Here is a 26,387-nt window from a genome sequence, read left to right on the forward strand (position 1 = left end):
ATTCTGTGCGGATCTCATAGCGGTCTCTGACCTCCCGGCAGCGGCGTTTCGGCGTGCCTGGCTGCGTCGAGCATCGCCTTCGGAAGCGGCGGAGGACCGTCCGTTTGCGCGGTCTTTTTCGTGGCCGGTGCTACGGTTGGCCCCTTGCCCACGAAGATTCGTGCCGGCAGCACGAAGCCCCTGAGCGCAAGCAGTTCCAGCGGTCCCTTGCCGACATCGGTGCGCATCATGTAGCTCAACGGATACGTGAGATCCGTCGAGGCCGGCGTCAGGGGTCCGTGCGTGGCCAGACTGTCGGTGTCTTTGGCATCGGTTTCATCGTCATCGCCGCTGGCTTTCGCCAGGCGTGCGGCACTCGACGTGCCCGACGCCGAGGCCGACGTTACCGCCTGCGCAAGCTTCAGGGCCGAGGTATCCGGAGCGCCCTGCCATGTCAACTGGTACGTTGCGTCGTCGACCGCCTGAACCCGCGCGCGCTCCAGCATCCGCACGAGCCCCCAGCGGCCACTGAACTCAAAACTCTTGTTCGTACCGGCCTTCTCCGTCTGCCATTGCAGCCGCGTGCCAAAGCTCTGCGGGTCATTCGATGGCCACGTCAGCGCCCGCCATGCCTCCTGCTGGTTGTAGTAATGCAACTTCTGGCCGTCGAGCGTCAGTAGCGTATCCGTTACGCCAGACGTCGGCACCGGTTTGAACTCGAACCGGTATTGCGGCTCGCCCTGCGCAAGCAGATGCCCGGCGATGCGCTGGAGCGTATTCAACGCCTTGAGGAAGGCCGGATCGAGCGTGACCGCCCCACTTCCTGTTGCCGCCGGTACCCACTGGTCGCCTTGCAATTCCAGCACGCCCGCAAGCTGGGTGCTCAGGAACGCCGCGATCAGCCCACCCTCCGGTCGCAGGAAGCGCGCGAGCTCGGGCAACGACGCATCGTTGTCCGTATTGGCAAACGGGTAGCGTCCGGCGAACGAGCGGTTCCACGTTGCCACGATGGTTTGCCGCCATGCGTCGTTCAAGCTCGCCTGCGCCGGTTGCAGGACTGTCTGCGTGGCCTGCATGACAGGCCGCACAAAAAGTGCGTCGCCCATGCCCGCCCATTGCGCGCCAAGACTGGCGGCAATCAGTTGCGCGTAGGTTTGTGTGTCGGCCAGTTCGGAGCCCTTGCCCTGGAACAGCGACTGCGCGACCTGCTTCGCCTGGGCGTCGGCGTCGGGGCTGTCGCTGATTTGTTGGAGCTTCAGGCGCAGGGTGGTTACCACCGTCAGGTAGTGCGCGAGGCTCACGCCGCCAAGCGCCGCGGGTGCGTTTGCTGCATTGCTTGCGTTGCTGGCGCCGGCACCGCTGTCCCCCATCAGCGCGAGCAGTGGACCAAATGGCTTGTCGAGCGGGTTGACGGCCGGCGCCTGGGTCTTGTCATCGTTGCCGATCAGGCTCTGTGCCTTGCGCACTAACGTGTCGGTCAGTCCCTGCGACGGGCGGCCAGCCTGCGCCTGGTATTGAACTGACTTCATCAGTGCGATCAGCGGCGAGGTCTGCGCGTCCACCAAGCGAGTCAACCGATCGATTGCCCCGTTCAGGTTCGCCGCCGGTTGCCACTGGAGACTGTTGAGCATGCCCTGCCATGCGGCCGCGTATTCGGCGAAGTAGCGCGCCGTGAGCCGCTGCTTGAGATCGTCGCTAGCCCGCTTCCCGTCAATGACCGCCATGGCCGTGACCGCCCCCTGCACGACGGAAGCGCTCACGGATTGCGCCGGGCCACCGGAGAGCACCCAGTCGCCGCTCACATGCGTCTCACTAGCGGCCTTGTCGATTGCGTCGGCAATCATGCCGTCCCATGCCGCGCGGGTGTAGATGCCCGGCACAGTCTGAGTGGTCGAAAACAGTCCGCCCGCATCGGTGCCGGCGAGCAGCGTCGTGAGCGACGCATCCGCGTACTTGCCCTTCGCGTCGTCAAGGATGTTCTGATAAACCGTGTCGTCGGAATTCGCGAGGCCAATCTGGTTGACGAGCGTATTGCGCGCCGCGGTCACGATCGGCTCCGACGCATTGATGCGCCATTCGGGGTGCGCCTTCAGGTGATCGGCATAGAAGCCGGCGAGCCGCTCCGACGTATCGAGCCATTCGCCGGTCGACATCGCAGTCGGTGCGGACCATGCGGCGACAATCTGGCCTGTCAGAAACCCCGGATCGGTGCGGCGGGGTTCGGCCAGCACCAGGTACGCCTTGAGCGCGTTATAGCCGTGCCGCTGCGCGTCGTGGCTTTGCAGCGCATCGGCGCGCACCTGGGAAAGCTGGGCGAGTTCGGCCTGCAGCGTCTGCACGACCGGGCGTTGCAGGTTGCGGTTGGCCACTGTCTGGTACGGCTGCCATAGCGCGTCGAGAATCCCGTCGTTACCGTTCAGACCTGCGCGCAGATACCACGGTGCGCCGTGCTGCTGGCGATACTCGAACATTTCGATCTGCTGCTGCAGCGCGAGTTGCGCGCGCAGTGCCGCTGGAGTGCCGGGGACCGCTGCCAGCGCGGCATCGGCGCTCGCCTGCGCGTCGTGGACCAGATACCGGTTGCCGATAAACGAGAACGTCATCGCAACGCACCAGCCGATCGCCGCGACCATCACCAGCATGGCCAGCGCGTTCGGCCAGTAGAAACCGACGCGTCTGCCGCTATGATGGCGCACGCCGCGGCCGATCTCCTGCCAGGTCGGAATCAGCGACTCCGGCTGTACTCGCAGGGCCATGACGGTGCTCGCTCCGATGGTGTCCGCTGCCGCCCTGACGGTCCCGTCCGCTGTGATGGACTGCTCCTGAGCGGCCGTTGCATCTTCTGCGACCGGCGCAGGGACCACGCCAGTGCCAAGAAACACCGGGGCGAACATCACACCGGCCAGCGGCGCGCGCAGCCACTTCGACGCAATCAGCGCTTCCCAGCCAGTCACAATGCGCTCGCGCTGCTCGCCGATGTAGGCCGAGACCTGGGCGAGCCAGACGATCCGGTCCGGCTCACGGCATAGTCGCACACCACCCGCTACCGTCTGATACTCAAGGGTCGTGAGCTGGTCTTCCAGTCCAGCGACCGCAAAGTTCGCTGACTGGGAGGTAGAGCCTTCTATGAAAGCGCCGACCGCATCGAACCGCCTGGGCTGTCTGCCGGTCGCTGGTACCGCGTGCAGGAACGTAAGAGGCGCGGCCCAGCCGAGGTCGGACGCGATCCCCGCGAGCGCGCGCGCTCGCTCTGGATCGGGCCGGACTTCGTCACCGGTGCGCTCGACCTGAACCAGGCTGTCAACGGGCCGCCTGCGGCGCAACTGCTTCACCTGTTTGCGCCACAGCGCCGCGTCGATGCCGTCCGGGGCCGCGTGCACGAGAATCGCATCGGTTACTTGCATCACCCCCGCCTGCTTCAGGCCCGGCGCAACCTCGGCGGTCAGTTCATCGCTGCCGCTCACCATTAGCCAAGGCATCCGGTAGCGCCAGAACCACCCGTGCGTGGCTCGGAGGTCCTCGCACAAGGACTGAAGGCGGATATCGCGCGTGAGCGGTCTGGATGCTTTCGTGGTGTCGCCCGTCTCGCGTCGGAAGAGACGTCCGGCGAATGAATAGGCGCCGGTGCCAAGCGCCACCAGATGCGCGATCACCACCACACCGCACACGCAGAGAATCCAGATTGCGGTGGTCTTGCGCGCCTCCACTGATAGCGCCCCGACCAGGTCGCCCCTGAGCCACACGATCATGAGCGCAAGCGCGGCGAGGATGACTGCGAGCGCCGGCAAACCCCAGATGGCCAACCCGCTGTGCTCCGCTGGTGGAGGATCGGATGGCGTAAGCGCCTTGAGATTATTCTGTGGAATGGTCATGCGCAGGAACCGGAATAACGTTAGGTGTCACATAAAGGATTGCGGCCTGAGCCCGATCCATGATGAGTTGGGGACCGCTCAATCCCGACTCGATGGCCGCCGCAACCGACAGCCACGGGTTCGCCGCGCCCGCGTCGCCAACGATCCGGTCCACACGGCTTTGCGTTTCATGTTTCGCGACACCGGACAGCGAGGCTGCGCCCAATGCCGCCAGCAGCGTCGTGTCGTGCCCGCCGCTCAGGCCCGTGATCCACGCGCGTGTGACGGCGGGCCCTTCGGCATTGCCCCAGATCAGGGCATTCGCAAGCACGTACTCAAGCCCATCCATGTCACCCGCCACGGGACGGTGCAGCGTGCCGATGACCTTCACCGGCTCAGGGAGTTTGTAGAAGCCGGGACCAAGCAGCACCGCAACGCAGCCTTCAGTGCTGCCAGCGGGCGGACTGACGTCGTGCCATGCGGCGGCGACCACCAGCAGAGGTCGCCGCTCGCGAGCATCAAGCCACGCGTCGGCCAAGAGCAGACCGTCTGAAGCGGGCACAGCCTGGCATTGCAGCGGCGGCAGTCCGGCGATGCGCAAGGCGTCGCGCACCTGCTGTTCGCGTGTCGCAGCTTCACCGGGCGCGGACAGCACCCGAACCTGAGGCCAGTGGATGGTTTCGTACCGGGACAGCGCGTGCAGGCTCGGGGCAAGCTGCCCGAGTGCCCAGCTCATCATGCGAACGGCCGGGGAAACGCTTGCCTGCCCCGAGGCCGGCATTTCGCTATCGTCGGGCTCAGGGTCGCCTTCCTCTTCTCCTCTCCATCGGGCTAATTGCAGTTCATGGTCGGCAAAGCGGTTATGTAGAACCGTCCCCGGACCGTTGCGCGGCCTCTGCATTTTCGGCAGGGGCTTCGCTGCCGCCATCACCGCAGCAAGACTCCGGTCGCCGAGCGGTAAGCAGCAACCGGTGCCGAGAACCTGTAGAGGGCGCTGCGCAATGCGGACACGCTCGCCAAGCCACCTGTTCCGGTGCATGTTCCGGTAGTGCGCCCTATACCAGAATGCTTCGTATCCGGCACGCGCAATGCCGAGCAAGATGCCGAAGACGACATTGGGCAGGCCCACGACGCAGAACCAGAACCACGGTCCACGCGCAGGTTCGCCTCGAGGCCAGAGCAGCAGCGCGAGCACGGCGCCCAGCACACAGCAGATGGCCCAGACGCCAAGCCATGGCAAAAAGCGTGGCCCGTGCGCCGGATAGGCGCTGGGCAGTCCCGCACGAGATAAGTCGACCGGCATCAGGCGATGTTGACGTTCAGTAGTGACGAGATCAGCCGGCAGCCGCACACGCAACGGTGATGGTGTATGGCAACCGGTTTGCCGTCCTGATCGGGGAAGTGTTCATTGCCTTCGGCGATGGTCGTCCTGCCATGCTGCTCACAGATGGCCTCGTCGCCCAGGCGGGCAAGCGGCCGACCCATGAACATCATGTACGACGAACCACCTGTCACTTCGCCGCCGTTTTCCAGTCTGTCGCCTTTGCGGATTGGGGATTTCATCGGTGTTCTCTGTTCTACTGGTTCGGAGCCGCTGCGCTGCTCGCTGCATCCGTATTCTTCGATGCCGGTGTATCGACAAATTCGATGCTTTCTAGAAGCTGAATAACTTCGGGGAGTACCGACTCACTGACGTGACTTAGATAGGCTACGTCGCGCACCACACCGCAAACCGCAAGCTTGTTATGGGGAATGCAAAATGCGAACACGCGGGTCCGCCTATCTTCGTCGCCGTTGATGTCGTCTTGCGTTACCCCTCCACCATCCCAATTCTTCCCATGCAACGAATAAAAGGTGGTATGGGCTTCAGGTGGACCGATACTGTCGGGCGATGAATCAAGCGCCCATCCGTTATCAGTCATTTTGATTCCCGCTAACTCTGACAACGTTTTTTCATTTACGGGATTCTGACAACTGAATTGAATTTCCGTATCGAAGGGATGGCGAGCGGTAGGATTGATCTCAGCGTTGTAGTTGGCCAGTACAGGGGTGCTACGCTGCGTGGCTTGTAGCGTCCCACCGTATGGATCTTTCATTTTGAAATGACACTCGCCAAAGTCCACTTCGTGGACTGTGACATTTCTTTCTGAAGGCGGTGCCGCGTTTGCTACGGCGACCACCATGTACAACACCATCCCCGCAAGTTTCTTAAGGCTCGTCATGATTTTCTACGCTCGTATCCGTCGGGCACTACTTGTGACTGTCCATTTGCATTGGGAAAACCCAGCCAATCGGCTAGTGTCACCGAAGCGTGGGTGTACGCCTGATAGCGTGCCACAATGGCATTGACCTTGGCGATCGTGCGAGTGTCACGCACTGGGCTCCCAAAGTTCACCGTAGCGGCTACCTGACCGAAACTGTCGCTGCAGTAATACACATTGGTCGCCTTGTCGTTGTTGGCATACTGGGAGCGACGCTGCCATATCGGCCTCTGATCGGCGAATTTGGCCGCGCCGGTCCAAGCCCAATAGGCGCCAGCGCTTTGCGCCGCATCGTACGGTTCGCGCTCCACCTCAGTACGCCATTGAATCATCTGCGAAGTCAGGTCCGGATGTTTGGTATCCTTCAGTTCATCATTCTTCTTTTTGGCATGAGCTTTCGACGCAGAAGTGCTCAGTTCTTTCTCCAACGATTTCGGAACTGTACGCCCTAGGAATCGCCAATACCTGATGTAATTATCTGGTCCGGTAAGCTGCAAGAAGCCACGGCCGTCCCAAGGGTAGTACCAGGCACCCTCATTCCCTTCATGTATTTTCTCAAACCACTGTGTTTCCACCAGTGCATTAGCTATAAATGCCGCCGTACGTAATGGACTGGGAGCGATGCTGAATTTACGCAGCGATCTATTGAATTCTACGCATGCGCCTTGAATGACTGGTCGATTGCTTCTGTTGATCGAAACGGGTTCCGAAACCCAATGCCCCTTGCTTGGCCTCAAGGCCAACACTGGGAATGTTTGTATCAGCTCGCCCTCGTTTAACCACCCGCACTTTCTGAAATGCCGAATGAATGCAAGAGGATGGAAAAACCAGAACTTCTGGCCACCACCGAGCGGCGTCTGGTCCAGAAACTGGAATTTCTTCAGGAAACCCAGGAATTTGTTATACCCATCCGGATCCGCATCAGCGCGACTGCCAAAGAAGCCGTCCGGCTCGTTCAACCCCTGGTAGCGTTGATCGTTGTTAGCCGGATCCCATTCGCTCAGGGCATGGCACACGAAGCCTTTGAGTTGTGCCCGTACCGCATCGCTGCCCTGCACGTAGCCCGTCAGTTGATCGTTCAGGCTGAACTGCGGGTCGGCCTGGTTCGCAGAAGACTGACTGGCCGGCGCGTCACTCACCAGCTTTCTCAGTTCGTCGTAGCGCCAAAGCCCGGCCGCGTCCAGCGGCGTGTCGATATCATCGATCTTCTGCCAACCGGTGAAGAACGGGAAATCGGCATCCGACAGCTTCTGGATGGCATCCTGGTTGATGTCGATGTAGCCCAGCGTACCATTCTCATCGAACGCTACCGCAACCCAGGTACTGCACTCCGCGGCAGACAGGGGCGACGGATCTGTGCCAAGAAGGCGGCCAAAGCGGAGCAGTTCGTAGCCGTCGCTCGGGCAAGCCGGATAGAGGTCCGTCGCACGCTTGTACAGCTTGTATTCATATTCTGCGTATGGATCCCTCACCGGCGATGTCGTGAGCAGAGTGATCTTGCCGTCACCCCGGTCAATCCATGACCGTGTATAGCGGTCGCCCTTGTGGAAATACGTCTCGACATACAGCGTGCTGTTTGCTTCCAGCTTACCGTCGTTTAACTTCGGGAAATACGCCGAGTCACGCTGTCCCGGCGGCACGCTGACGAACGCCTGGCCCCCCGGAATCACGAAATAGCTGTGCCCCCAGTAATCCTTCGAAGTGGGCGTGACCGGATTTTTCTCGCCAATCTGTACCTTGTGTCCTGCCTGCTCGAACCACGCAGTGAAATCCGCTTCAGTCATGAAGATTTCGAAGTGCAGATGCGGCATGTCATGGCAGCGTCCCCAGTAACCCAGCATGTCCTTACGCCAGACCTTCCTGCCGTTGCCGGACTGCACGGTACCGTCCTTGCCGCCTGCCGTATCGAGCAACCATGCAGGTAGCCCGGTCGGCGAACTCTGCGCGGGCGGATCAGTGGGCTGGTGAGCGATGCTTTGCTGGTTGTTCATGTCCAGCAGATGCATGTACAGCGAATAGAACGTGATCGTCCGCCCGTCACCGGTGTCGGTTGTGTGTTTCAGCAGCACGAAGCCGGTGTTCGAGTTCAGTGCGGGGTTTCCGGAATCCGGATCAATCTGGCCGTCGGTGATCGCGTTCTTGCAGACGCGATATGCAATCACCTCGCCGTCTGCGATGGTCCGCACCGGCTCCGTCTGCTCGGTCGGCGCCAGATGCGTTCCGCAGTGCCAGCGACGGTCGAACGCGATCGGATAGACGCCGTGGTGAGTCAGCTCAAAACTCTCGACGGCAGCCATCATCGGATCGGCTTCCGCAGGATCGCTGGAGGTCAGACCGGCAGATGGCAGGAATGGAGGGCTGATAATCATGGTTTAGTGGGAAGACGGGTACTGGTCCGGGAGTTTCAGATTGCTTTTAGGCAGTGCGGACAGAGGCGGATTCAGGTTAGCCGGTCCTTCGAACGTGAACGATGCAGCCTTGATCCTGAAATCGCCCGGACAATAGAACGTGATGCTGCCGTTCTCGATCGTGACCGCAGCGCCGCCACTGGCCATGACAGCCTTCGTTTTCCCGCTCACCAGCACGTCCTGGCTCGCGCTTGCCACGCGAAGCTGTTTGTCCGCCAGGAGGTCCAGTGCATCGCTCTGCGCCTGAATCTCGACCTTGCCCTTCGCCGCAAAGATCTTTAGCCCAAGCTTATGCGCGCACAGCGAAATCAGTTCGCCCGCCGCCAGCGTGAAGCGTTTGACCGCACTAACATCCACATGCCTGCCCGCCGTCACCATCACGTTCTCACTGGCGGCCTGCTGGATCGAGCGCGGCGTCGCCAGCGCGATACCGCCCGGCGCGCTGGCGATGAGGCCCGCGCTTTTCAACTGGTCGAGCGCCTCCACCAGGTTAGACTGGGTGGTCTTGTCAGCCGGCATCGCCCTGGTCTGGGTGGTGGCGTCGACCAGCGCCGTAACACGCTGCAGGGCCGACTGCAGTTCCCTAAGTGCAGCCTGCATTTCAAGGTGCGGCGCATCGGGATTCGACAGTCCATCAGCCGACAGCATCAGGCCGTTCGCCCCACGCACCGTGGCCCAGCCCTGCGTGCTGATCTCGACCCCTTCGCCGCGCTTCTTCCGGGCCTTGTCAACCAGATAACCTAGGCCCAGCTGGCTCCTGCCTGACTGCTCGGTCGACAGATGCACCCATTCCTGACCCTGCCAGTCTTCCATCAAGAACAGGTTGCCGCTTTGCGTCTGGATGATGTTGCGCGACATCCACCGGTCCTGATTGGTGATCGGGTCGACCGCCTGACTGTGGTGGTGAAATGCCGCGATATACGGCTTGTCCGGATCGCCATCCCGAAATTCCAGCACCGCTTCAGTTCCCTCAAGCGCCGGAAAGTGAAACCCCGTCTGCAGCCCACCCGCGAACGGCTTCGCAAGCCGCAGCGGCACACTCTCGCCACCCGGATTCCACTCATCGAAATCGCAGTCGAAGCGGACCGTGTAGTAGCCCTCCTGCGTCAGATACGCGTACTTGTACTGACCCGGCGACGTGACCCGCGCGCTTAGCGTGCCACCAATCTTCGACCACCTGTCATCCTCGATCTCCAACCGAAAACGCCGGTCAGACGGAATCGCCTTATAGCTGTTGCGGTAGGCCTCATCACGCGCACCGCTATGCGTGACCTCGACCACAACCTGCCCATTCGGCGCGTCCGGCAACTCCTCATCCATCTGCAGTATTCGCCCGGGCCGCAGGTCGAACACATTGCTCTCACCTTCATACACGACCTGCCAGGCAATCGCGGCCTCATGGCGCAACTGTGCCTCCCACTTCGCCCCGTCCTGGTCGAGGTGATGGGTGCCGTAGATATACGGCTGGCCATAGGTCGTCGTGTCCTTGCTGGCTACGTTGGCCTCAGCCCTGAAGCGCTCCCAGGCCTGATCGGGGTTGTAGTCGGCGACCAGAAACGATTCCGGCACGGTGCTCACATGCGTCTGCAGCGCAAACACCGCTTCGACGCCTGACTCCATTCCCGCCGTCTCGCGATACAGCACCTTGAGTTCCGGCTGGTAAATGTAGTGGTCGATATCGTCGGCAAACACGACGATATCACCGTGCTTGCCCGGTACGATATAGCTGTAGATCCCTTCCTGTTCCATCAGGACGTGAATGTACGGCCAGTCGGCAATCTGATACTGAAAGCGGAACTTGTGCTGGGGATACTGCCGCCGCAGCCTGAAGACGAACTGATGTCCCTTGAACCCGTGCCGGCGCAGGATCGACTCGATGATCTGCGGTCCAGTCTGATGCTGGTAGATGCGGCTCGTGCGCGTGATGTTCAGGCGCGCAATATGCGCCTCGACGACAAACCGGTAGCTGCTGAAGTCCTTCGTTGTCTTCGTTTTCGAGAAACCGGTAATACACCCCGAAAACACCCGTGGTTCGCTGCCCTCTGCCGGAGCGATCGTAAAGGCGGCGTCGCGCCCCAGATAGTCCGAACGTGAGAGCTTGTCCGGATGCGTGAGCTCGATCGTGATCCGGTATGGCTCGCCCATGCGCTCAACCGCCGTGAACGACACGACCGACAGATCCCTGGCGTTCGCGGTGCCCGGCACATCGAGAAAATACGACTGCCGTCCGGTCAGCGCCTTCAGATCCTTCACATATGTTGCGGCTTTTTCAAGCAGGTCGGCCATTGTTCCACCCATTCATTGCGCTGCTTCGAATCACTTCATCGACAATTCACTTCACCCAAAACAGTCGTTTGGACAGCGAAAGTAAACGCTTTTCGTGTTGCTGTGAAGCCATGTTGTGCCTTATTCATACAAATTTTCATCGTCCATCAATTTTTGACAAAAATTCAGATTTTTCCCATTCACAAATCCTGTTGATACGTGCTATTTATCTCACCCTGATATTGGTTGTACTTATCGTTATCTCGTAATTAAAAGAACTAATTTCCAAGGCCACTAAATTGATAAAGGGATTTGAAGATGAGTGAGAGCTTCCAGAATGAAGTGCCCAAGGCGCGCATCAATTTAAAGCTGGACCTGCACACGGGCGGCGCCCAGAAGAAGGTTGAGCTGCCACTCAAGCTGCTGGTGATGGGCGACTATAGCAATGGTCAGGACACGCGTGCGCTCGCCGAGCGCACCAAGGTGGACATCAACAAGAACAACTTTAACGCCGTGCTCGGGGAATTCCGGCCCACGGCAAAAATCGCGGTCGAGAACACGATGGCAGGCGACGGTACGGAATTGCCGGTCAATCTTGAATTCAGTTCGATGGACGATTTCAAGCCGGACGTAGTGGCAAGCAAGGTCCCCGAATTGCGCGCGCTGATGGCCGCCCGCAATCTGCTGCGCGATCTGAAATCCAACCTTCTGGATAACGCGACGTTTCGCCGCGAACTCGAAAAAATCCTTAAAGATCCGGCGCTGTCCGAGCGTCTGCGCACCGATCTGCAGAAGATCGGCGAGTCTACACCGCAGTCCGCCCAATAACCGCCGATAATCAAGGAATTACGCACCATGGCTAAAAACGAAACTCACCACCATGAATCGGCGGCAGCAGATACGGTTGTGCTGGACGCACCGGGCAAGAGCGTCTATGAATCCCTCTGCGAAAAAATCAACCTGACGCCGGTCACGGCAACCCGCCCGTTCGAATCGTTCCAGAGCGCAGACACGCTATCGGAATCGTCGCTGGATGAACGCGTCGCGCAGGGAATGAGTGTATTCCTCAAGATGATCCAGAACGCGTCGCAGCAGGTCGATCGCCTGGACAAGAGCCTTCTTGATTTTCATATCGAACATCTCGACCAGCAGATCAGCCAGCAGCTTGATGCGATCATGCACAACGAGACATTCCAGCAGATCGAGTCGGCATGGCGTGGACTGAAGTTCCTCGTTGATCGCACCGACTTTCGCAAAAACGTCAGGATCGAAGTGCTCGACGTATCGAAGGAAGCGCTGCGACAGGACTTCGAGGATACGCCGGAAGTGATCCAGAGCGGCCTGTACCTGCACACGTACATCCAGGAATACGACACACCGGGTGGTCAGCCGATCGGCTCGATCATCTCGAATTACGAGTTCGACCGCGGCCCGCAGGATATCGCCCTGTTGCGCAACATCTCGAAGGTATCTGCCGCTGCGCACATGCCGTTCATCGCTTCAGTCTCGCCGCAGTTCTTCGGCAAGGAGTCGATGGAAGAAGTCGCAAGCATCCGCGACATCGGCAATTACTTCGATCGCGCGGAATACCTGAAGTGGAAGAGCTTCCGCGAGTCGGACGATTCCCGCTATATCGGCCTCACGCTGCCACGCTTCCTTGCACGTCTGCCGTATGGTCCGGAGACGACACCGGTACGCGCGTTCAATTACAAGGAAGACGTCAAGGGTCCAGACCACACGCGCTACCTGTGGGCGAATGCCTCGTTCGCGTTTGCAGCGAATATGGTCAAAAGCTTTATCAAGAACGGCTGGTGCGTGCAGATCCGTGGCCCGCAGGCAGGCGGCCTGGTCGAAGACCTGCCGATCCACCTGTACGACCTCGGCACCGGCAACCAGGCAAAGATTCCGAGTGAAGTGCTGATTCCGGAAACGCGCGAGTTCGAATTCGCCAACCTCGGCTTCATCCCGCTGTCGTACTACAAGAACCACGACTTCGCCTGTTTCTTCTCCGCGCACTCGGCACAGAAACCCACCCTGTACGAGACGAAGGAAGCCACCGCGAACAGCCGCGTCAATGCGCGTCTGCCGTACATCTTCCTGCTCTCGCGAATCGCGCACTACCTGAAGTTGATCCAGCGCGAGAACATCGGCACGACGAAGGACCGGCGTCTGCTCGAACTCGAACTGAACACATGGGTCAAGTCGCTCGTGACCGAGATGACCGATCCGGGCGATGACCTCCAGGCCTCGCACCCGCTGCGTGAAGCGAAGGTGATCGTCGAGGATATTGAGGACAACCCGGGCTTCTTCCGCATCAAGCTCTTCGTCGTGCCGCACTTCCAGGTCGAGGGAATGGACATCAATCTGTCGCTCGTCTCGCAGATGCCGAAGGCGAAGAACTGAGCGGCCACGCCATTCATTGATACGCAGAGTAGTTCCACCGCGCGATGATCTTCAGGGCATCGCGCGGTTCGCATTCCATACGGGCCGATGATGCGCGTCACATCGCTCCGTGCACAAACAGATCACAATGAAGATAACAAGACCGCTGTGGGCCAAGGGGATTTTCATGACGCCCCAGCATTTCCAGCAACAGGCGCTGTGGGGCCAGTTTGCCGACGAGCGCATCGCACGCATCGCCAGTCCCGACCCGTGGGGCGTAAGTCGTGTCGCGTTCGACACTCAGGCGCTGTCGATCAACCGTCTTCAGCTCGCTTCGCTCGGCCTGCGTCTGCCGGATGGCACGTTCATCGACACCGAAACCGCGGACCGGTTGCCCGCGGCGCGAAATCTGGCTGACGTACCTACGCAGGTGGAAGCCGTCATGGTGCTGGCCGGCCTGCCGCTCGTCGACGCACAGGGGGGAAACTGCGTCGAGGAGGACCAGAAGCCGGCGCGGCCTCGCCGTTTCGCTCGCGAATACCTGCAGGTCGCCGATATCCACGGCGAAGGCAAGGAAGAGATCAGCGTCGAACGGCATGCGCTGGCGCTGCTGTTCGACTTCGAGGAACACGGCGACTATGTGACGTGCCCGGTCGGCCGGCTCATAAGGAATGCTCAGGGCCATTTCGAGATCGATCCGGCGTTCGTGCCGCCCTGCCTGCTGCTGTCGGCAAGCACCCAGTTGACCGACCGCATGAACCGCCTGTCCGAGATCCTGAGTGCCAAGAGCGCGAGCCTAGCGGTGCGCCGCCGCGAACGTTCCGACCAGATCGCCGACTATGCCGTAGCCGACGTGTCCCTGTTCTGGCTGCTGCACAGCGTGAACAGCACCTGGCCGGATCTCGCGCGCCTCTGTCAGGCGCCGGATCAGCATCCGGAGCGGCTGTATGGCGTGCTCGCGCGCCTGGCCGGGGCGCTGCTCACATTCTCGACGACGGAAACGCTGAAGGCGATTCCGCTGTACGACCACCACGCTCCGGAGCCCGTATTTGCAGAACTGGAATCGCTGATCCGCACGCTGCTCGATACGGTAATCCCGTCGCGGGTCGTACCGATCGTGCTGGAGCGCGCAAGAGGCACCGTCTGGATCGGACAGATCAAGGATGAACGGCTCGTCGGCGGCGCTGACTACTACCTGTCAGTGCAGTCGGGTCTGCCCGCGCACGCGTTGCTTGAGCAGTTGCCGCGCCTGTGCAAGGCCGGCGCGCCAGACGAAGTCGAGCAGATCGTCAATTCAGCGCTGCCAGGCATTCCACTGCGTGCCATGTCACGCCTGCCGGCGGCGATCCCGATCCGCATCGAGAACCAGTATTTCGCGCTCGACAGCGCCCACCCCGCTTTCAAACGGATGGTTGCGGCGCACGCATGCCAGTTCTATGTCCCGGCGTCGATTCCAGACGTGTCGCTTGAACTCTACGCGGTATTGCCCACATGAATCCGTACGCCACTGCCGCCCCGACTGCCTCCCTATCGTTGCTCCCGGTCGCCTTGCGAGACACAGCGTTGACCGTCACGGGGCTTGCCAGCGACGCGGCGCCCACCGCCTTCGACGCATTCCGCCGGCAATGCACGGAGCAGATCGAACGCCTGCGGTCCGAACTCACCACTGCAGGCCATTCGCGCGACGTCATCGAGGACGCCACTTACGCGCAGTGCGCGCTGCTCGACGAAGCGGCGCTCAGCAGCCTCAAAGGTATCGATCGCGATGCCTGGGAACGCGAGCCGCTTCAGGTGAGTGAATTCCAGAGTCACGATGCGGGTGAGGAACTCATCGCGCGTATCGAACGGCGTCTGGCGCAACCGCAGCCCGTACTGCCGTTGCTCGCCATCTTCGCAGCCGTGCTCGACCTCGGGTTCAAAGGCAAATTCGCACTGGACGGTCGCGATGCACGCGTTGCGCTCATGCGTGCGCTCGATGAGCGCCTGGGTCGCCATGGCGAAAGCAGCGATACGTCCGGCCCCGTTGTCGTCAGAACGGGGAGGAGGCGTCGCTGGTTTGGCAACCTGTCACCGCTCGCGTGGGTCGTGATCGCAATCGTTGGCGCCGGTGTCATCTATGTCGCGCTTGATCAGTGGCTCACCGCCTCGATCGCCCAGATTACACATTGATGGGACGAAGCGTGACTGGCTATCCGTATCGAACGCTCACTGTCTGGGTCGCGATCCTCGCGCTGATCTGGCTCGCACTGTGCTCGCCGTGGTCACCGGGATGGAACGTTTTCTTCGCCATACTGGCGATGTTCGCTGCACTCATCACCCTGGTGATCGCGACGAAGCGCATCCGCACCCGGCGCGCCGCCACACGACATGTCCTTTCCGCCATCGACGCAGCGCTTAGTTCGCTCCCCGCCGACATCAAGCGCAATACACCGCTGGTGCTCGCAGTCAGCGACGCCCCGACGACCGGAGGAAGCCCCCGTGGGCAGGAAGTCCCCTTGGGCGACGAAAATGGCCCGCTCGCCGATGCTTTCGGCACGGATCTCGTGCGCATCACGGACACGGCGATCTGGGTGCGCTGCGAGGAGCCCTCACGACTCGTGCACCTTGCCGATGCACTCAAACGCTGGCGCGACGGACAGGGCCCCGATGCCGTCGCCTGCCTGATCCCGGCCGACAGGACAGTCAGCAACGCAAGTCTGGCCGCGAGTCTGAAACGCTGGCGCTCGGCCATTGGTGAAGCGGGCCGCGCGCTCGGGTACCGTCTGCCGGTATGCGTCGCTGTCTACGCGGAAGAAATCCAGCGCGCGCCCGACGAATGCCCGTGGTTTGGCGTTTCCAGCAGCGAGCCGCTGCGCATCGATAGCCTGGTTACGCTCATCGCATCGCGTGTCGTGGCCTATATCGGTACGGCGATTCCGATGAGCCGTGAGCCTCGCGCGTACCGTGCGGCGCAGCTCGATAGCCTGACGCGCTGGGCCTGCGATGCCGTCCTGCCCCAACTCGCTGATGCGCAGCGCAACAGCCATCCGCTAAAGGTCACTGCTTTCGGTGTAACCGTCGTCGAAGGTCGCCCCGTACCGGACTCGCTGCCTGGCCAGTTCGCCGCGTCCGCGACCGGCCTCACACTGCCGGTCACAGATGGCGTCCGGTTGCGCTATCCGCTACCGGAGCCATTGATCCGCGGCATTGCGCTTCAGCCGGTGCGGCGCGCGTTAACTCGCGCGCTGGCTCATGCGTTTGTCTGGCTCGCGGCGTGCTTCTGCGCGGCGGCAGCCGCTTCGGCCTGGCAGAACCGCGCACTGGTCGAGCGTGTGCTCGGCGACATGAACCGCTACAAGGCGATTGCGCCCATCCAGGATGCTGCGCGCATCGACGCCCTGAAAGCGGTCAAACGCGACCGCGATGAGCTTGGACTCTATGCGAGTGCCGGCGTGCCGCCGCGGCTGGGACTCGGTTACTACCGTGGCGCGCCCCTCTTGCCGCTCGTCAATGAGCTCATCGCCAGCTATCAGCCACCCGCAGCGCCGCCATCGGCGATTGAACTGGACAGCCTGTCGCTGTTCCGCACCGGTAGCGCGGTGCTGAACCCGGGGTCCAACCGTGTGCTGGTCGGGGCACTGGAGATGATCAGGGCACATCCCGACAAGCGTGTGCTTGTTGCAGGTCACACGGATTCGGTTGGCAATCCCGACAGCAACCTGAAACTGTCCGAAGCCCGCGCAGCATCAGTGCGCGACTGGCTCGCGGATGCCTCGGGTATCCCGGCGTCCCACTTCGCAATCCAGGGTTATGGCGATACCCGGCCGAAAGCCTCCAACGACACCGAGGCAGGGCGTGCGGCGAACCGGCGCGTAGAAATCACGCTCGTCCCCGACTGTCGTGACGACCAAAGGAAGTCTCTGCGGGACACACCTGACAGTCGCAATGATTTAACCCCCCAGGGCCATCCGGCCTGTTCACAGAAGGAGAATCAGTAATGGCAATTCCTGCATACGCGTGGATCAAAGACGACGGCGGCGCGGACATCAAGGGTTCGGTCACGGTCCACGGGCGTGAAAACAGCGTCGAGATCACCGCGTTCGATCACGGCATTCACATCCCGACCGACGGCAACACCGGCAAGCTCACCGGCACGCGGGTACACAAGCCGGTCACGCTGACCAAGGAAACGGATGCGTCGACGCCGTACCTGTACAAGGCGGTCACGAGCGGCCAGACGCTCAAGTCGGTCGAGATCAAATGGTACAAGATCGACGACGCGGGCAAGGAAAAGGAATACTTCAACACCAAGCTCGAGAACGTGAAGGTCGTCGCCGTGCGACCGAAGATGCTCGACATCAAGGACCCGGACTACGAGAAGCACAACCACCTCGAAGAGATCGAACTGCGCTATGAGACGGTCACGTGGTCGTACAAGGATGGCAACATCATCCATAAGGACACGTGGAACGAGCGCTCGTAAGAAACTGGCTCTCGGGAAGCCGGTACTGGCCCGACTGACCCCGCATCGGTTGGGTACCGGCTTTCTTTTTCGTCAGTCCGCAGTGCGGACTGACGCTTTTTTATCCTCCTGCCATGACCAACCGCGACCTCTCCCCCTTCCTGCGTCGGCTCAACGAACATTGCGCGCAAGCCCTCGCCAACGCCGCAGGTCTTTGCGAAACGCGCGCCCATCGCGATATCGAAGTCGAGCACTGGATGATCAAGCTGCTGGAGCTCGGCGACGGCGATCTTGTTGCCATCGTGCGTCGTTACGAACTCGATGTCGACGCCATCTGGAATGGGCTGCTCAGCGCCATTGACCGGTTGCCGCATGAACTGCGGGGAAAGCCCGGCCTGTCGCACCGGCTCGGACAATTGCTCGAAGCGGCGTGGATGCGTGCGTCGCTCGAAGCGACTGGCGAAACGCAACCGGCGATCCGCTCAGCGCATCTGCTTGCCGCGCTCGCCGATGCACCTCATCTGCTGCGCGCGCCGGACGCATGGGCGCTACTCTCAGTGTCAGCCACGCAGATCGAACGCCTGCGTCCGGAGCTTGACCGGGTCTCTGTTGAAGCGGCTGCGACCATGAACGCGGTGACGATAAACGATAACGCCGTGCCTCCTGAGATAGCGGGTACGGCTGATAGCAAGCCGCATGATTCCACCCACTCCCCTCTGCCGAACACGCTGGGCAAAGCTGGTTCGGAAGCGCTGCAGCGCTTCACGATCGACATCACGCAGAAAGCGCACGACGGCAAAATCGACCCCGTGTTCGGACGCGATGTCGAGATCCGTCAGATGGTCGACATCCTCGCGCGGCGGCGCAAGAACAACCCGATCCTCGTGGGTGACCCGGGCGTCGGCAAAACTGCGCTGGTCGAAGGCCTCGCGCTGAAAATTGCCGAAGGCGACGTGCCGGCGGCAATCCGCGATGTCAGCGTGCTGACGCTCGATCTCGGGCTGCTGCAGGCTGGCGCAGGAGTGAAAGGCGAATTCGAGCAGCGTCTGAAGAATGTGATCGAAGCGGTCCAGCAGTCGCCCACGCCGATCCTGCTTTTCATCGACGAAGCGCATACGCTGATCGGCGCAGGCAATACGGCGGGCGGCGCCGACGCGGCGAACCTGCTGAAACCTGCGCTTGCGCGTGGCGAACTGCGCACCATTGCCGCAACCACGTGGTCTGAATACAAACAGTACTTCGAACGCGATGCCGCTCTCGAACGCCGCTTCCAGATGGTGAAGGTCGACGAACCCGACGACGACAACGCGTGCCTGATGCTGCGTGGCCTGAGGGAGCGCTACGCGCAGCATCACGGCGTGCATATCACCGATGCAGCCGTTGGCGCTGCCGTGCGTCTATCCCGGCGCTATCTGACCGGCCGTCAGTTGCCGGACAAGGCGGTGGATCTGCTCGACACGGCCGCTGCCCGTGTGCGCATGAGTGTGGAAGCAACACCGGCAGGGATTGCCACCTGTCAAGCCGAACAGGCGGCTCTCGCCGTCGAACGCAAGGCATTGGTCGAGGACCAGGGTGCGACGTGCGCCGACGTCGGTGAACGGTTGAAGGCAATCGATACGCGGCTGGATGAACTCGCCGCCGAGTCTGAAGCGCTTGACCGCGCGTTTGCCGAGCAGAAGAACGCAGTCACTACGCTGGTCGCGTTGCGCGAGCAATGGCGCGCGGCAACGGACCCGGCGGTCCGCGAAGATCTGCAGCACTCGATCCGTGCCGCTCACGACGTAATGACAAAGCACGAACCCGATGCGCTGATTCATGCCGAAGTGGACGAGGCGGCGATCGCGCGCGTGATCGCCGACTGGACCGGTGTGCCGGTCGGCAGCCTGCTGGAGGACGAACTCGCCACGCTGCTCGATCTGGAGACACGGCTTTCGCGCGTCGTGGTTGGGCAGGACGATGCACTCGCCGCACTCGGCAAGAGCCTGCGTGCCGCCAAAGCCGGCCTCAAATCGGAGGAAGCGCCGCTTGGCGTATTCCTGCTGGTCGGGCCGTCCGGCGTCGGCAAGACCGAAACCGCGCGCACGCTGGCAGACCTGATGTTCGGCGGCGAGCGGGCACTCGTTACGATCAATCTTTCCGAGTATCAGGAAGCGCACACGGTCTCGCAACTGAAGGGCTCGCCGCCGGGCTACGTCGGCTACGGTCAGGGCGGCGTATTGACCGAAGCGGTGCGTCAACGCCCATATAGCGTGATCCTGCTGGATGAAGTGGAAAAAGCTCACCGCGATGTGCTGAACCTCTTCTACCAGGTATTCGACCGCGGCTTCATGCGCGACGGCGAAGGTCGCGTGATCGACTTTCGCAATACCGTCATCCTGATGACCTCCAATCTCGGCAGCGAGCAGATCATGGCCGCAATTGAGGCTGTCAGGGAAGCCGGTGGAGAAGCGACCACCGCGATGCTGATGGAAGCCGTCCGTCCACTACTCGTCGAACACTTCCAGCCGGCCCTGCTCGCGCGGTTCCAGACAATCGTCTACCGGCAACTGTCGGCCGAGGCCCTCGCGTCGATCGTGCGAATGAAGCTCGACAACGTCGCGCAACGTATCGGGCGGCGCTTTGGTGTGCCGCTTGTGTGCGACGAGACACTGGTTACCGAACTCGTGCGGGCCTGTCAGTTGCCGGACTCCGGAGCGCGCAACATCGATAGTCTGCTGGACCAGCAGATCTTGCCCATCCTGTCGCGCGAGCTGCTGGTGCGTTTCGCCAACCAGCAACTGCCGGCAACAATACGTCTCGGGTTCTCAGAAGACGATGGCATCGCCATTGAGTTCGATGCGATGACGGAGGCATTGACATGACACGCGGCGGACCGGGACTGTTCGAAGCGGTGACGGGGCACTTCGCAAACGGTGCCGCCATTGATGATTTCAACGCTGCGACACAGACGTTCCTGTCAGTCCAGGACAACGTTCAGCGCATCCTGAACAGTCGGCGCAATGGGCTCGCGCACCTGCCCGACTATGGGCTCGACGATCTCTCGGAGATCTATCGCCACCTGCCCTCCTCCGCGCACAAGCTCCGGCAGGCGATCGAAGTCACGCTGCTGAAATACGAGCCGCGCCTGAAATCGATCGACATCGTCATCGAGGACACAGAGCCGGGCATGCTGCTGAGCTTCACGATGAGCTGCTACCTCCATCAGGCTGGCCTGGTGCGGTTCGGTACGCACTTCACACTCGATGGACAGACGCGGCTCAAGCTACTGAAGGCTGACCACGATCGCGACTGACGACACGGCTTCGCACAGAAATGGAGAATCGATCATGAAAATGATGGCGGTAAAAGGCAATCGCACCACCACCGACGGCTATGTGCTCGATGGTGACGAAACGTCACTCGACAACGGGCAACCTATCACCCGCCACATGGACCTTGCCTCGTGCGGCCGCTGCGGCAAGAACGGACCGATTTTCGGAACGGCGAAGACGTTTGGAATGGGCAATGCGCGAGGCGTGCTCGATGGCGATATTGTCATGTGCGATTGCCCGCACGGAACGAATCTTGTGATTGCACGCTCGACCATGTATTACAGCGACTAGCGAATCATCGGCGAATCGGCCCACGCTCTCTTCACCGCCCCTGCCTCGTGTAGGCACCATGTAGGCGTATCATTTGCCTGGAGATCACTTTCGATCAACGTTAGTTTCAGCCGACACATCAACTAACACGATGAACTTAAAAGTATTTTCCGAACTATCAACGTGAGTCACTCTATTGCAACGCCTTGCACTGCAGAACTCGAAATCCGCAAGAGCCGCTTTATCGCCCACGCGATCCCCGTCGCGGACCGCGACGCGGCAATGGCCGAATTGCGTCGTCTGCGTGAAGAAAACCCCACGGCGACGCACGTCTGCTGGGCCTTGCTGGCCGGCGGCCAGTCCGGCATGTCGGACGACGGCGAACCGTCCGGCACGGCCGGCAGGCCGATCCTCGAAGTGCTGCGCCATCACGACCTCGATGGTGTGCTGGCGGCGGTGGTACGTTACTACGGTGGCGTGAAGCTCGGCGCGGGCGGTCTCGTGCGCGCCTATACCGATGCGATTGCGCGCGTGCTGCAGGACGCGCCGCGCGTCGAGCGGATTGCAAAAACCTTGTTGACGGTGGAAATCGGCTATCCAGACGAAGCGCGCGTGCGCCGCTGGATCGAACAGGAAAACTACGCGCTCGCCGAAAGCGGGTATCAAATGGCCGTGCAACTGACCATCAGCATGCCGATCACCGCGGTGGAAGGGGCGCGTGAAGCGCTAAGGGATATGACGCAAGGGCGGGCGGTGTTCGCTGAGAAGCGCTGAGGCGGCAAGTTCTCCAACGCGCATATCGACCCATGAACAACGGCAGGTCTATCAATACCCGGTAGTTTGCATTGACGGATTGTTCGGCCCGAAATCGGCACGCCCTCTCGTCCTCCACAACCCAACGCTCAATGCGTCGCCGCTAGCTCCGCGCGCCCACCCACGCCCGCCCCTTGCGTCAGCGCATCCTCGAGGATCATCTCGGCGCCCTTCTCGGCCACCATCATCGTCGGCGCATTGATGTTACCGGACGTGATATTCGGGAAGATCGACGCATCCACCACCCGCAAGCCTGCGATGCCATGTACGCGCAAGCGCTCGTCGACCACCGAGGTCTGCACGTCGGAACCCATCGCACACGATCCGCACAGGTGATAGATCGAACCCGATTGCTCGCGGAAATACTGCAGAAAGCCTTCGCGCGTATTCACCTGCGGTCCCGGCGAAATCTCCTCGACCGTAATGCCCCTCAACGCGGGCGTCGCCATCACCTTACGCACCAGCTCGCAGCCCTGGATCACCTCGTCGATGTCCTTGTCTGTCGTCAGTGCGTTGATGCGGATCTTTGCAGCATCCTCGACCCGGTCTGACGCAATCTCGACCGAACCGCGGCTCGTCGGCCGGCACGGATTGAACGCGAGCAGGAAGCCCGAATACGGTTCCGGCTCGAGATTCGCCTTGCTGCTCTTCGGAATACGGTACGACAGCGGGTTGAAATAGAGCTGCAGGTTAGGCTGCGTCTGCTGATCGTTGCCCTTGAAGAAGCCGCCCGACTGATTGACGCTCATCGCGAGCGGCCCCTTGCGCGTCAACAGATACTGCAGGCCCAGCTTGAGCTTGCCGAGCAGCGGCCGCATTTCGTCATTCAGCGTCTTCACATTGGCGCGATAGTAGAAACTCACGCACAAGTGGTCCTGCAGATTCTGCCCTACCGCCGGCAAGTGATGCACCAGAGGAATGCGGTGCTGCGCAAGCAGCGCCTTGTCGCCGACACCGGACAGTTGCAGCAGCTTCGGCGTATCCACGGCGCCCGCCGCGAGAATCACTTCGCGGTTCGCCGTGAAGGTGCGTGTGCTGCCGTTCTGCTTGACCACGACGCCGGTCGCACGCCTGGCGGTGTCGAACAGCACCTGGCTCACCAGCACGTCCCGCTCCACGCTCAGATTCTTGCGATCCAGCACGGGATGCAAGTACTCGAAACTGCTCGATGAGCGCTGCCCATTACGCGTGTTCACGTCATAAATACCCGAGCCTTCGAACTGCGCTCCGTTGAAGTCATCGGTACGCTGATAGCCCGCCTGCTCGCAGCCCTTGAGGAACACGTGGCAAATCGGATGCACGGCATCTTTCATCGGCGAAATACGAATCGGGCCGTCCGCGCCGTGATACTCCGTATTGCCGAGCGGATGCGATTCGAGCTTGCGGAAATACGGCAGCACGTCCTTAAACGACCAGCCGTTGTTGCCGGCCGCAGCCCAGTCGTCGAAGTCGTGCGGTTGACCGCGCACGAAGATCATTGCATTGATCGAACCCGAGCCGCCCTGAACCTTGCCGCGCGGACAATAGATAGGCCGGTTGTCGAGTTCCTTTTCGGGCTCGCTGTAGTACATCCAGTTATAGGTTTCGTTGTAGTAAGTCTTGGTGAAACCTACTGGAATCTTGAACCAGAACGAGCTGTCCTTGCCGCCTGCTTCGAGCAGCAGCACGGAATACTGACCCGAGGCCGTCAGGCGATTGGCGAGGATGCAGCCCGCCGAGCCCGCGCCGACAATAATGTAGTCGTAATTCATGGTGTATCTCGCCCGACGGCGTCCGCTTCAGTGAATGCGAAAGTCAATCTCAAGCTCAACCCTTGGCCGGCGCGAGATCCTTGACGTCGGCGGGTTTCGCGGCCATCTGCAGATGCAGGCGTTCGCCCGTGTACGGCGAGTGCCGACGCACGACGTCCATGTTCAACTCGACGCCCAGACCCGGTTCCCGCGACGGAATGATGTAACCGTCTTCCCAGCGAATCGGTGTCTTCAGCACTTCCGCATGGAAACCACCCCAGGTGCCGATGCTTTCCTGAATCAGGAAGTTCGGCGTGCATGCCGCCAACTGGATGCTTGCCGCGGCGCCTACCGGGCCGTTATAGAGGTGCGGGGCGATTTGCGCGTAATACACTTCGGCAATGCTCGCCACTTTCTTCGCCTCGAGCAGGCCGCCCACGCGCGCCACATTCAATTGCAGGATCGACGCAGCGCCCGCTTCAAGCAGCTTGAAGAATTCGTACTTGGTGGTCAGACGCTCGCCGGCTGCAATCGGAATGCTGGTGTGCTTCGCCACTTGCGCCATCGCGCCTTCCTGGCCTGGCGGCACCGGCTCTTCGAACCACAGCGGATCGTATTTCTCAAGACGTTTGGCGAGCCGGATCGCCGACGACGGCACCATTTGCCCATGCGTGCCGAACAGCAGATCGGCCTTGTTGCCCACCGCTTCGCGCACCCTGCGGCAAAACATTTCGCAACGGTCGAGCACTTCCATCGACAGTTGATGTCCGGAGTACGCGGTGTACGGTCCGGCCGGGTCGAACTTGACGGCCGTAAAGCCTCGCTTGACGTTCTCGATTGCGCATTGCGCTGCCAGATCGGGATCGTCGTAGTCGTATTCGCCGAGACTGTTCTTCGGGTAAAGATAGGTATACGAACGAAGCCGCTCATTGACCATGCCGCCGAGCAATTCGTAAACCGGCTTGCCCGCAGCCTTGCCGATAATGTCCCAGCATGCCATTTCAAGGCCGCTGACCACACCCATCATCGTCAGGTCGGGACGTTGCGTAAAGCCGCTCGAATACGCTTCGCGCCACAGACGCTCGACGTGATGCGGATCCCTGTCCAGCAGATAGCGGCTGAACACGTCGTCGATGATGTGGGTCATCGCGTTCGGATGGAATGTCGCCGAATAGATTTCCCCGACGCCTTCAATGCCGCAAGCCGTCTTCAGCTTGACGAAGATCCAGTACATGCCGCCCAGATGCGGCGGCGGTACGGCGACGATATGCGTTTCGAGCGAGACGACTTTCATTTACGTACCTTCTTTCCTGTTAAGCATGTTTCTGAGCGCCAGCGCGGCACAGCCACCGAGCGCGGCAACTGCGGCCACATAACCGAAGTAGAGTTGATAACCGAAGACGCCGGGGTACGTCTGCGTCAGATAGCCGTTGATGAGCGGCAAGAAGACATCCGGCGAATAGCCCAGCACCGAGATCAAGCCGATTGCCAGCCCCATCGTTTCGACCGGCACGTTGCAGCGGTCGAGCAACGACCAGTACAGGCCGCGAATCGCGTAAGTCAGAATGCCGATGAACAACACGAGGAACACCAGCGCCACGTGGCTGCCAATTCCGGGCGCTGCGACCAGTCCGAGCAGCGACAGCGCGGCGAGGAACAGTGCAATCACCAGCACTGAAATCTTCGAGAAACGGTCGCCGAGAAAACCGCCGCCGATGCCGCCGATGGGCCGCATCCACAGCTTGAGCGTGGTAATCGTGCCGGCCATTACCACGGAGAGGCCAATCGCGCCTTCGTGCAGGTAGGCGGAGAAGCTGTAGGTTGCCCAGAACACCTGATAGCCGCAGAACACAATTGCGGCCACAAGCCATAGCTCCGGAATCGAGGCGAGCGTTTTCAGGTCGACCAGCACATTGCTGCTTTTGCGCGAGGCGGCGTTTTGCGCAGCGGCCTTGCCATCCTGCGGATCCTTCACCAGCGCCAGCAGCAGGCCAAGCGCAATGCACAGGAATGCGTACATATAGACCACCAGCTTGAACCCCGCCGCCACCGGTTCGCCACGCGTCTGCGTAACCCAGGCAAACAGCGTGATTGCCACGGTAGCCAGCAGCGCCTCGATCAGGCCACGGCCGCCGTCGAGAAAACCGAAGAAACGACCTTGCTCATCCGGACCGGCAATCATCGACACCCGCTTGATCACCGCAGCCCAGAAGGTCAAGCCGGTTGAGAGACCCCAGCCGCCGAAGATGATCATCAGCAGATGAAACGACGGTGCAGTCGAGTACCACAGACCAAGCGCACCGGTTGCGATCAGCGAGAAGGAGATGAGCAGACGCGGCGCGATCCGGTCGGCGAGCCAGCCGCTCGGCAAATAGCTCAGCAGAAAAATCGTGCCCAGCGACGAATACAGATAACCGAGCTGGCTGTCGGTGATATGGAATACCTCCAGCATCGTCGGCTGATACACCTGCCGCAGATAGAGAATCGGGTAAATGGCGCCGGCGGCGATCACCAGCAACAACAGTTGTATATAGCGCTGTGCTTTGGTTTCGCGTAAGACGGCCGCGTCGTTAGAGACGGCCAGCGAGGCGTTGGGCTGAACGGATTGAGACGACACTGAGGTGCTCCTAAGAGACAAGCAAGGCCAGCAGCGCGTGGCTACGCCGGCTTTGTCGG

General features: G+C 61.1%; 19 protein-coding genes. 10 read left to right on the top strand and 9 right to left on the bottom strand.

The genetic code is table 11. From position 1 onward, the window contains the following. Positions 1-14 precede the first annotated feature (14 nt). The 6 genes from AC1ECK_RS06430 to AC1ECK_RS06455 form a co-directional block, all read right to left on the bottom strand. Entirely contained in the window at positions 15-3,851 is a 3,837-nt protein-coding gene (locus AC1ECK_RS06430; RefSeq protein ID WP_480317056.1) for an ImcF-related family protein, read from the bottom strand. Then, complete coding sequence (locus AC1ECK_RS06435; RefSeq protein ID WP_480317058.1) at positions 3,832-5,025, bottom strand: hypothetical protein; 1,194 nt, start codon at positions 5,023-5,025, stop codon at positions 3,832-3,834. The genes AC1ECK_RS06430 and AC1ECK_RS06435 overlap by 20 nt, the downstream gene beginning before the upstream one ends. Before the next feature lie 107 nt (positions 5,026-5,132). Then, complete coding sequence (locus tag AC1ECK_RS06440) at positions 5,133-5,393, bottom strand: PAAR domain-containing protein (RefSeq protein ID WP_480317060.1); 261 nt, start codon at positions 5,391-5,393, stop codon at positions 5,133-5,135. Positions 5,394-5,407: 14 nt separating this feature from the next. Further along, complete coding sequence (locus AC1ECK_RS06445; RefSeq protein ID WP_480317062.1) at positions 5,408-6,052, bottom strand: hypothetical protein; 645 nt, start codon at positions 6,050-6,052, stop codon at positions 5,408-5,410. Further along, entirely contained in the window at positions 6,049-8,460 is a 2,412-nt protein-coding gene (locus AC1ECK_RS06450; RefSeq protein ID WP_480317064.1) for a hypothetical protein, read from the bottom strand. The genes AC1ECK_RS06445 and AC1ECK_RS06450 overlap by 4 nt, the downstream gene beginning before the upstream one ends. A 3-nt stretch (positions 8,461-8,463) precedes the next feature. Then, the gene (locus AC1ECK_RS06455) at positions 8,464-10,797 is read right to left on the bottom strand and encodes a type VI secretion system Vgr family protein (RefSeq protein WP_480317066.1); all 2,334 of its coding nucleotides are present in this window, start codon (positions 10,795-10,797) and stop codon (positions 8,464-8,466) included. A gap of 285 nt (positions 10,798-11,082) precedes the next feature. On the opposite strand from AC1ECK_RS06455, the gene tssB reads away from it, so the two are divergent. From tssB to AC1ECK_RS06505, 10 genes are all read left to right on the top strand, one after another. Continuing rightward, entirely contained in the window at positions 11,083-11,592 is a 510-nt protein-coding gene (gene tssB, locus AC1ECK_RS06460; RefSeq protein WP_480317068.1) for a type VI secretion system contractile sheath small subunit, read from the top strand. A 27-nt stretch (positions 11,593-11,619) separates the two neighbouring features. Further along, positions 11,620-13,167: a type VI secretion system contractile sheath large subunit gene (gene tssC / locus AC1ECK_RS06465; RefSeq protein ID WP_480317070.1), complete on the top strand. Its 1,548-nt coding sequence runs from the start codon at positions 11,620-11,622 to the stop codon at positions 13,165-13,167. A gap of 127 nt (positions 13,168-13,294) precedes the next feature. After that, positions 13,295-14,641, top strand: coding sequence for a type VI secretion system baseplate subunit TssK (gene tssK / locus AC1ECK_RS06470; RefSeq protein WP_480317072.1), 1,347 nt, complete (start codon positions 13,295-13,297; stop codon positions 14,639-14,641). Then, positions 14,638-15,315 carry a DotU family type IV/VI secretion system protein gene (locus AC1ECK_RS06475; RefSeq protein ID WP_480317074.1) on the top strand — a complete coding sequence of 226 codons (678 nt, stop codon included), beginning with the start codon at positions 14,638-14,640 and terminating at the stop codon, positions 15,313-15,315. The genes tssK and AC1ECK_RS06475 overlap by 4 nt, the downstream gene beginning before the upstream one ends. After that, positions 15,315-17,123 carry an OmpA family protein gene (locus tag AC1ECK_RS06480; RefSeq protein WP_480317076.1) on the top strand — a complete coding sequence of 603 codons (1,809 nt, stop codon included), beginning with the start codon at positions 15,315-15,317 and terminating at the stop codon, positions 17,121-17,123. The genes AC1ECK_RS06475 and AC1ECK_RS06480 overlap by 1 nt, the downstream gene beginning before the upstream one ends. Beyond that, positions 17,123-17,608, top strand: coding sequence for an Hcp family type VI secretion system effector (locus AC1ECK_RS06485; protein ID WP_480317078.1), 486 nt, complete (start codon positions 17,123-17,125; stop codon positions 17,606-17,608). Before AC1ECK_RS06480 ends, AC1ECK_RS06485 begins: the two co-directional genes overlap by 1 nt. A gap of 113 nt (positions 17,609-17,721) precedes the next feature. After that, positions 17,722-20,448 (top strand): type VI secretion system ATPase TssH, encoded by a 2,727-nt coding sequence (gene tssH / locus AC1ECK_RS06490; RefSeq protein WP_480317080.1) that lies wholly within the window; start codon positions 17,722-17,724, stop codon positions 20,446-20,448. Continuing rightward, a complete protein-coding gene (gene tssE / locus AC1ECK_RS06495) occupies positions 20,445-20,879 on the top strand; it encodes a type VI secretion system baseplate subunit TssE (RefSeq protein WP_480317082.1) in 435 nt (144 codons plus the stop codon). Before tssH ends, tssE begins: the two co-directional genes overlap by 4 nt. Before the next feature lie 34 nt (positions 20,880-20,913). Further along, positions 20,914-21,189 carry a PAAR domain-containing protein gene (locus AC1ECK_RS06500; RefSeq protein WP_480317084.1) on the top strand — a complete coding sequence of 92 codons (276 nt, stop codon included), beginning with the start codon at positions 20,914-20,916 and terminating at the stop codon, positions 21,187-21,189. A gap of 162 nt (positions 21,190-21,351) precedes the next feature. Then, positions 21,352-21,942, top strand: coding sequence for an IMPACT family protein (locus tag AC1ECK_RS06505; RefSeq protein WP_480317089.1), 591 nt, complete (start codon positions 21,352-21,354; stop codon positions 21,940-21,942). 128 nt (positions 21,943-22,070) lie between these two features. Here the strand turns inward: AC1ECK_RS06505 and AC1ECK_RS06510 are convergent, their stop codons facing one another. Genes AC1ECK_RS06510 through AC1ECK_RS06520 form a run of 3 tightly spaced genes read right to left on the bottom strand, consistent with a single transcriptional unit; the run spans position 22,071 to position 26,328 of the window. Continuing rightward, positions 22,071-23,732 (bottom strand): GMC family oxidoreductase, encoded by a 1,662-nt coding sequence (locus AC1ECK_RS06510; RefSeq protein ID WP_480317091.1) that lies wholly within the window; start codon positions 23,730-23,732, stop codon positions 22,071-22,073. A 55-nt stretch (positions 23,733-23,787) separates the two neighbouring features. After that, on the bottom strand, positions 23,788-25,005 hold the full coding sequence (locus AC1ECK_RS06515; protein ID WP_480317093.1) for a mandelate racemase/muconate lactonizing enzyme family protein: 1,218 nt from the start codon (positions 25,003-25,005) through the stop codon (positions 23,788-23,790). Next, entirely contained in the window at positions 25,006-26,328 is a 1,323-nt protein-coding gene (locus AC1ECK_RS06520; RefSeq protein WP_480317095.1) for an MFS transporter, read from the bottom strand. Positions 26,329-26,387 lie beyond the last annotated feature (59 nt).

Source organism: Paraburkholderia sp. SSBN10T, from assembly GCF_056619545.1.

What these genes read in the sequence shown, in the direction of transcription:
- AC1ECK_RS06430 (WP_480317056.1), bottom strand. Translation starts at nt 3,851, where the DNA reads ATGACCATTCCACAGAATAATCTCAAGGCGCTTACGCCATCCGATCCT.
- AC1ECK_RS06440 (WP_480317060.1), bottom strand. Translation starts at nt 5,393, where the DNA reads ATGAAATCCCCAATCCGCAAAGGCGACAGACTGGAAAACGGCGGCGAA.
- AC1ECK_RS06445 (WP_480317062.1), bottom strand. Translation starts at nt 6,052, where the DNA reads ATGACGAGCCTTAAGAAACTTGCGGGGATGGTGTTGTACATGGTGGTC.
- AC1ECK_RS06450 (WP_480317064.1), bottom strand. Translation starts at nt 8,460, where the DNA reads ATGATTATCAGCCCTCCATTCCTGCCATCTGCCGGTCTGACCTCCAGC.
- AC1ECK_RS06455 (WP_480317066.1), bottom strand. Translation starts at nt 10,797, where the DNA reads ATGGGTGGAACAATGGCCGACCTGCTTGAAAAAGCCGCAACATATGTG.
- tssB (WP_480317068.1), top strand. Translation starts at nt 11,083, where the DNA reads ATGAGTGAGAGCTTCCAGAATGAAGTGCCCAAGGCGCGCATCAATTTA.
- tssC (WP_480317070.1), top strand. Translation starts at nt 11,620, where the DNA reads ATGGCTAAAAACGAAACTCACCACCATGAATCGGCGGCAGCAGATACG.
- tssK (WP_480317072.1), top strand. Translation starts at nt 13,295, where the DNA reads ATGAAGATAACAAGACCGCTGTGGGCCAAGGGGATTTTCATGACGCCC.
- AC1ECK_RS06475 (WP_480317074.1), top strand. Translation starts at nt 14,638, where the DNA reads ATGAATCCGTACGCCACTGCCGCCCCGACTGCCTCCCTATCGTTGCTC.
- AC1ECK_RS06480 (WP_480317076.1), top strand. Translation starts at nt 15,315, where the DNA reads ATGGGACGAAGCGTGACTGGCTATCCGTATCGAACGCTCACTGTCTGG.
- AC1ECK_RS06485 (WP_480317078.1), top strand. Translation starts at nt 17,123, where the DNA reads ATGGCAATTCCTGCATACGCGTGGATCAAAGACGACGGCGGCGCGGAC.
- tssH (WP_480317080.1), top strand. Translation starts at nt 17,722, where the DNA reads ATGACCAACCGCGACCTCTCCCCCTTCCTGCGTCGGCTCAACGAACAT.
- tssE (WP_480317082.1), top strand. Translation starts at nt 20,445, where the DNA reads ATGACACGCGGCGGACCGGGACTGTTCGAAGCGGTGACGGGGCACTTC.
- AC1ECK_RS06500 (WP_480317084.1), top strand. Translation starts at nt 20,914, where the DNA reads ATGAAAATGATGGCGGTAAAAGGCAATCGCACCACCACCGACGGCTAT.
- AC1ECK_RS06510 (WP_480317091.1), bottom strand. Translation starts at nt 23,732, where the DNA reads ATGAATTACGACTACATTATTGTCGGCGCGGGCTCGGCGGGCTGCATC.
- AC1ECK_RS06515 (WP_480317093.1), bottom strand. Translation starts at nt 25,005, where the DNA reads ATGAAAGTCGTCTCGCTCGAAACGCATATCGTCGCCGTACCGCCGCCG.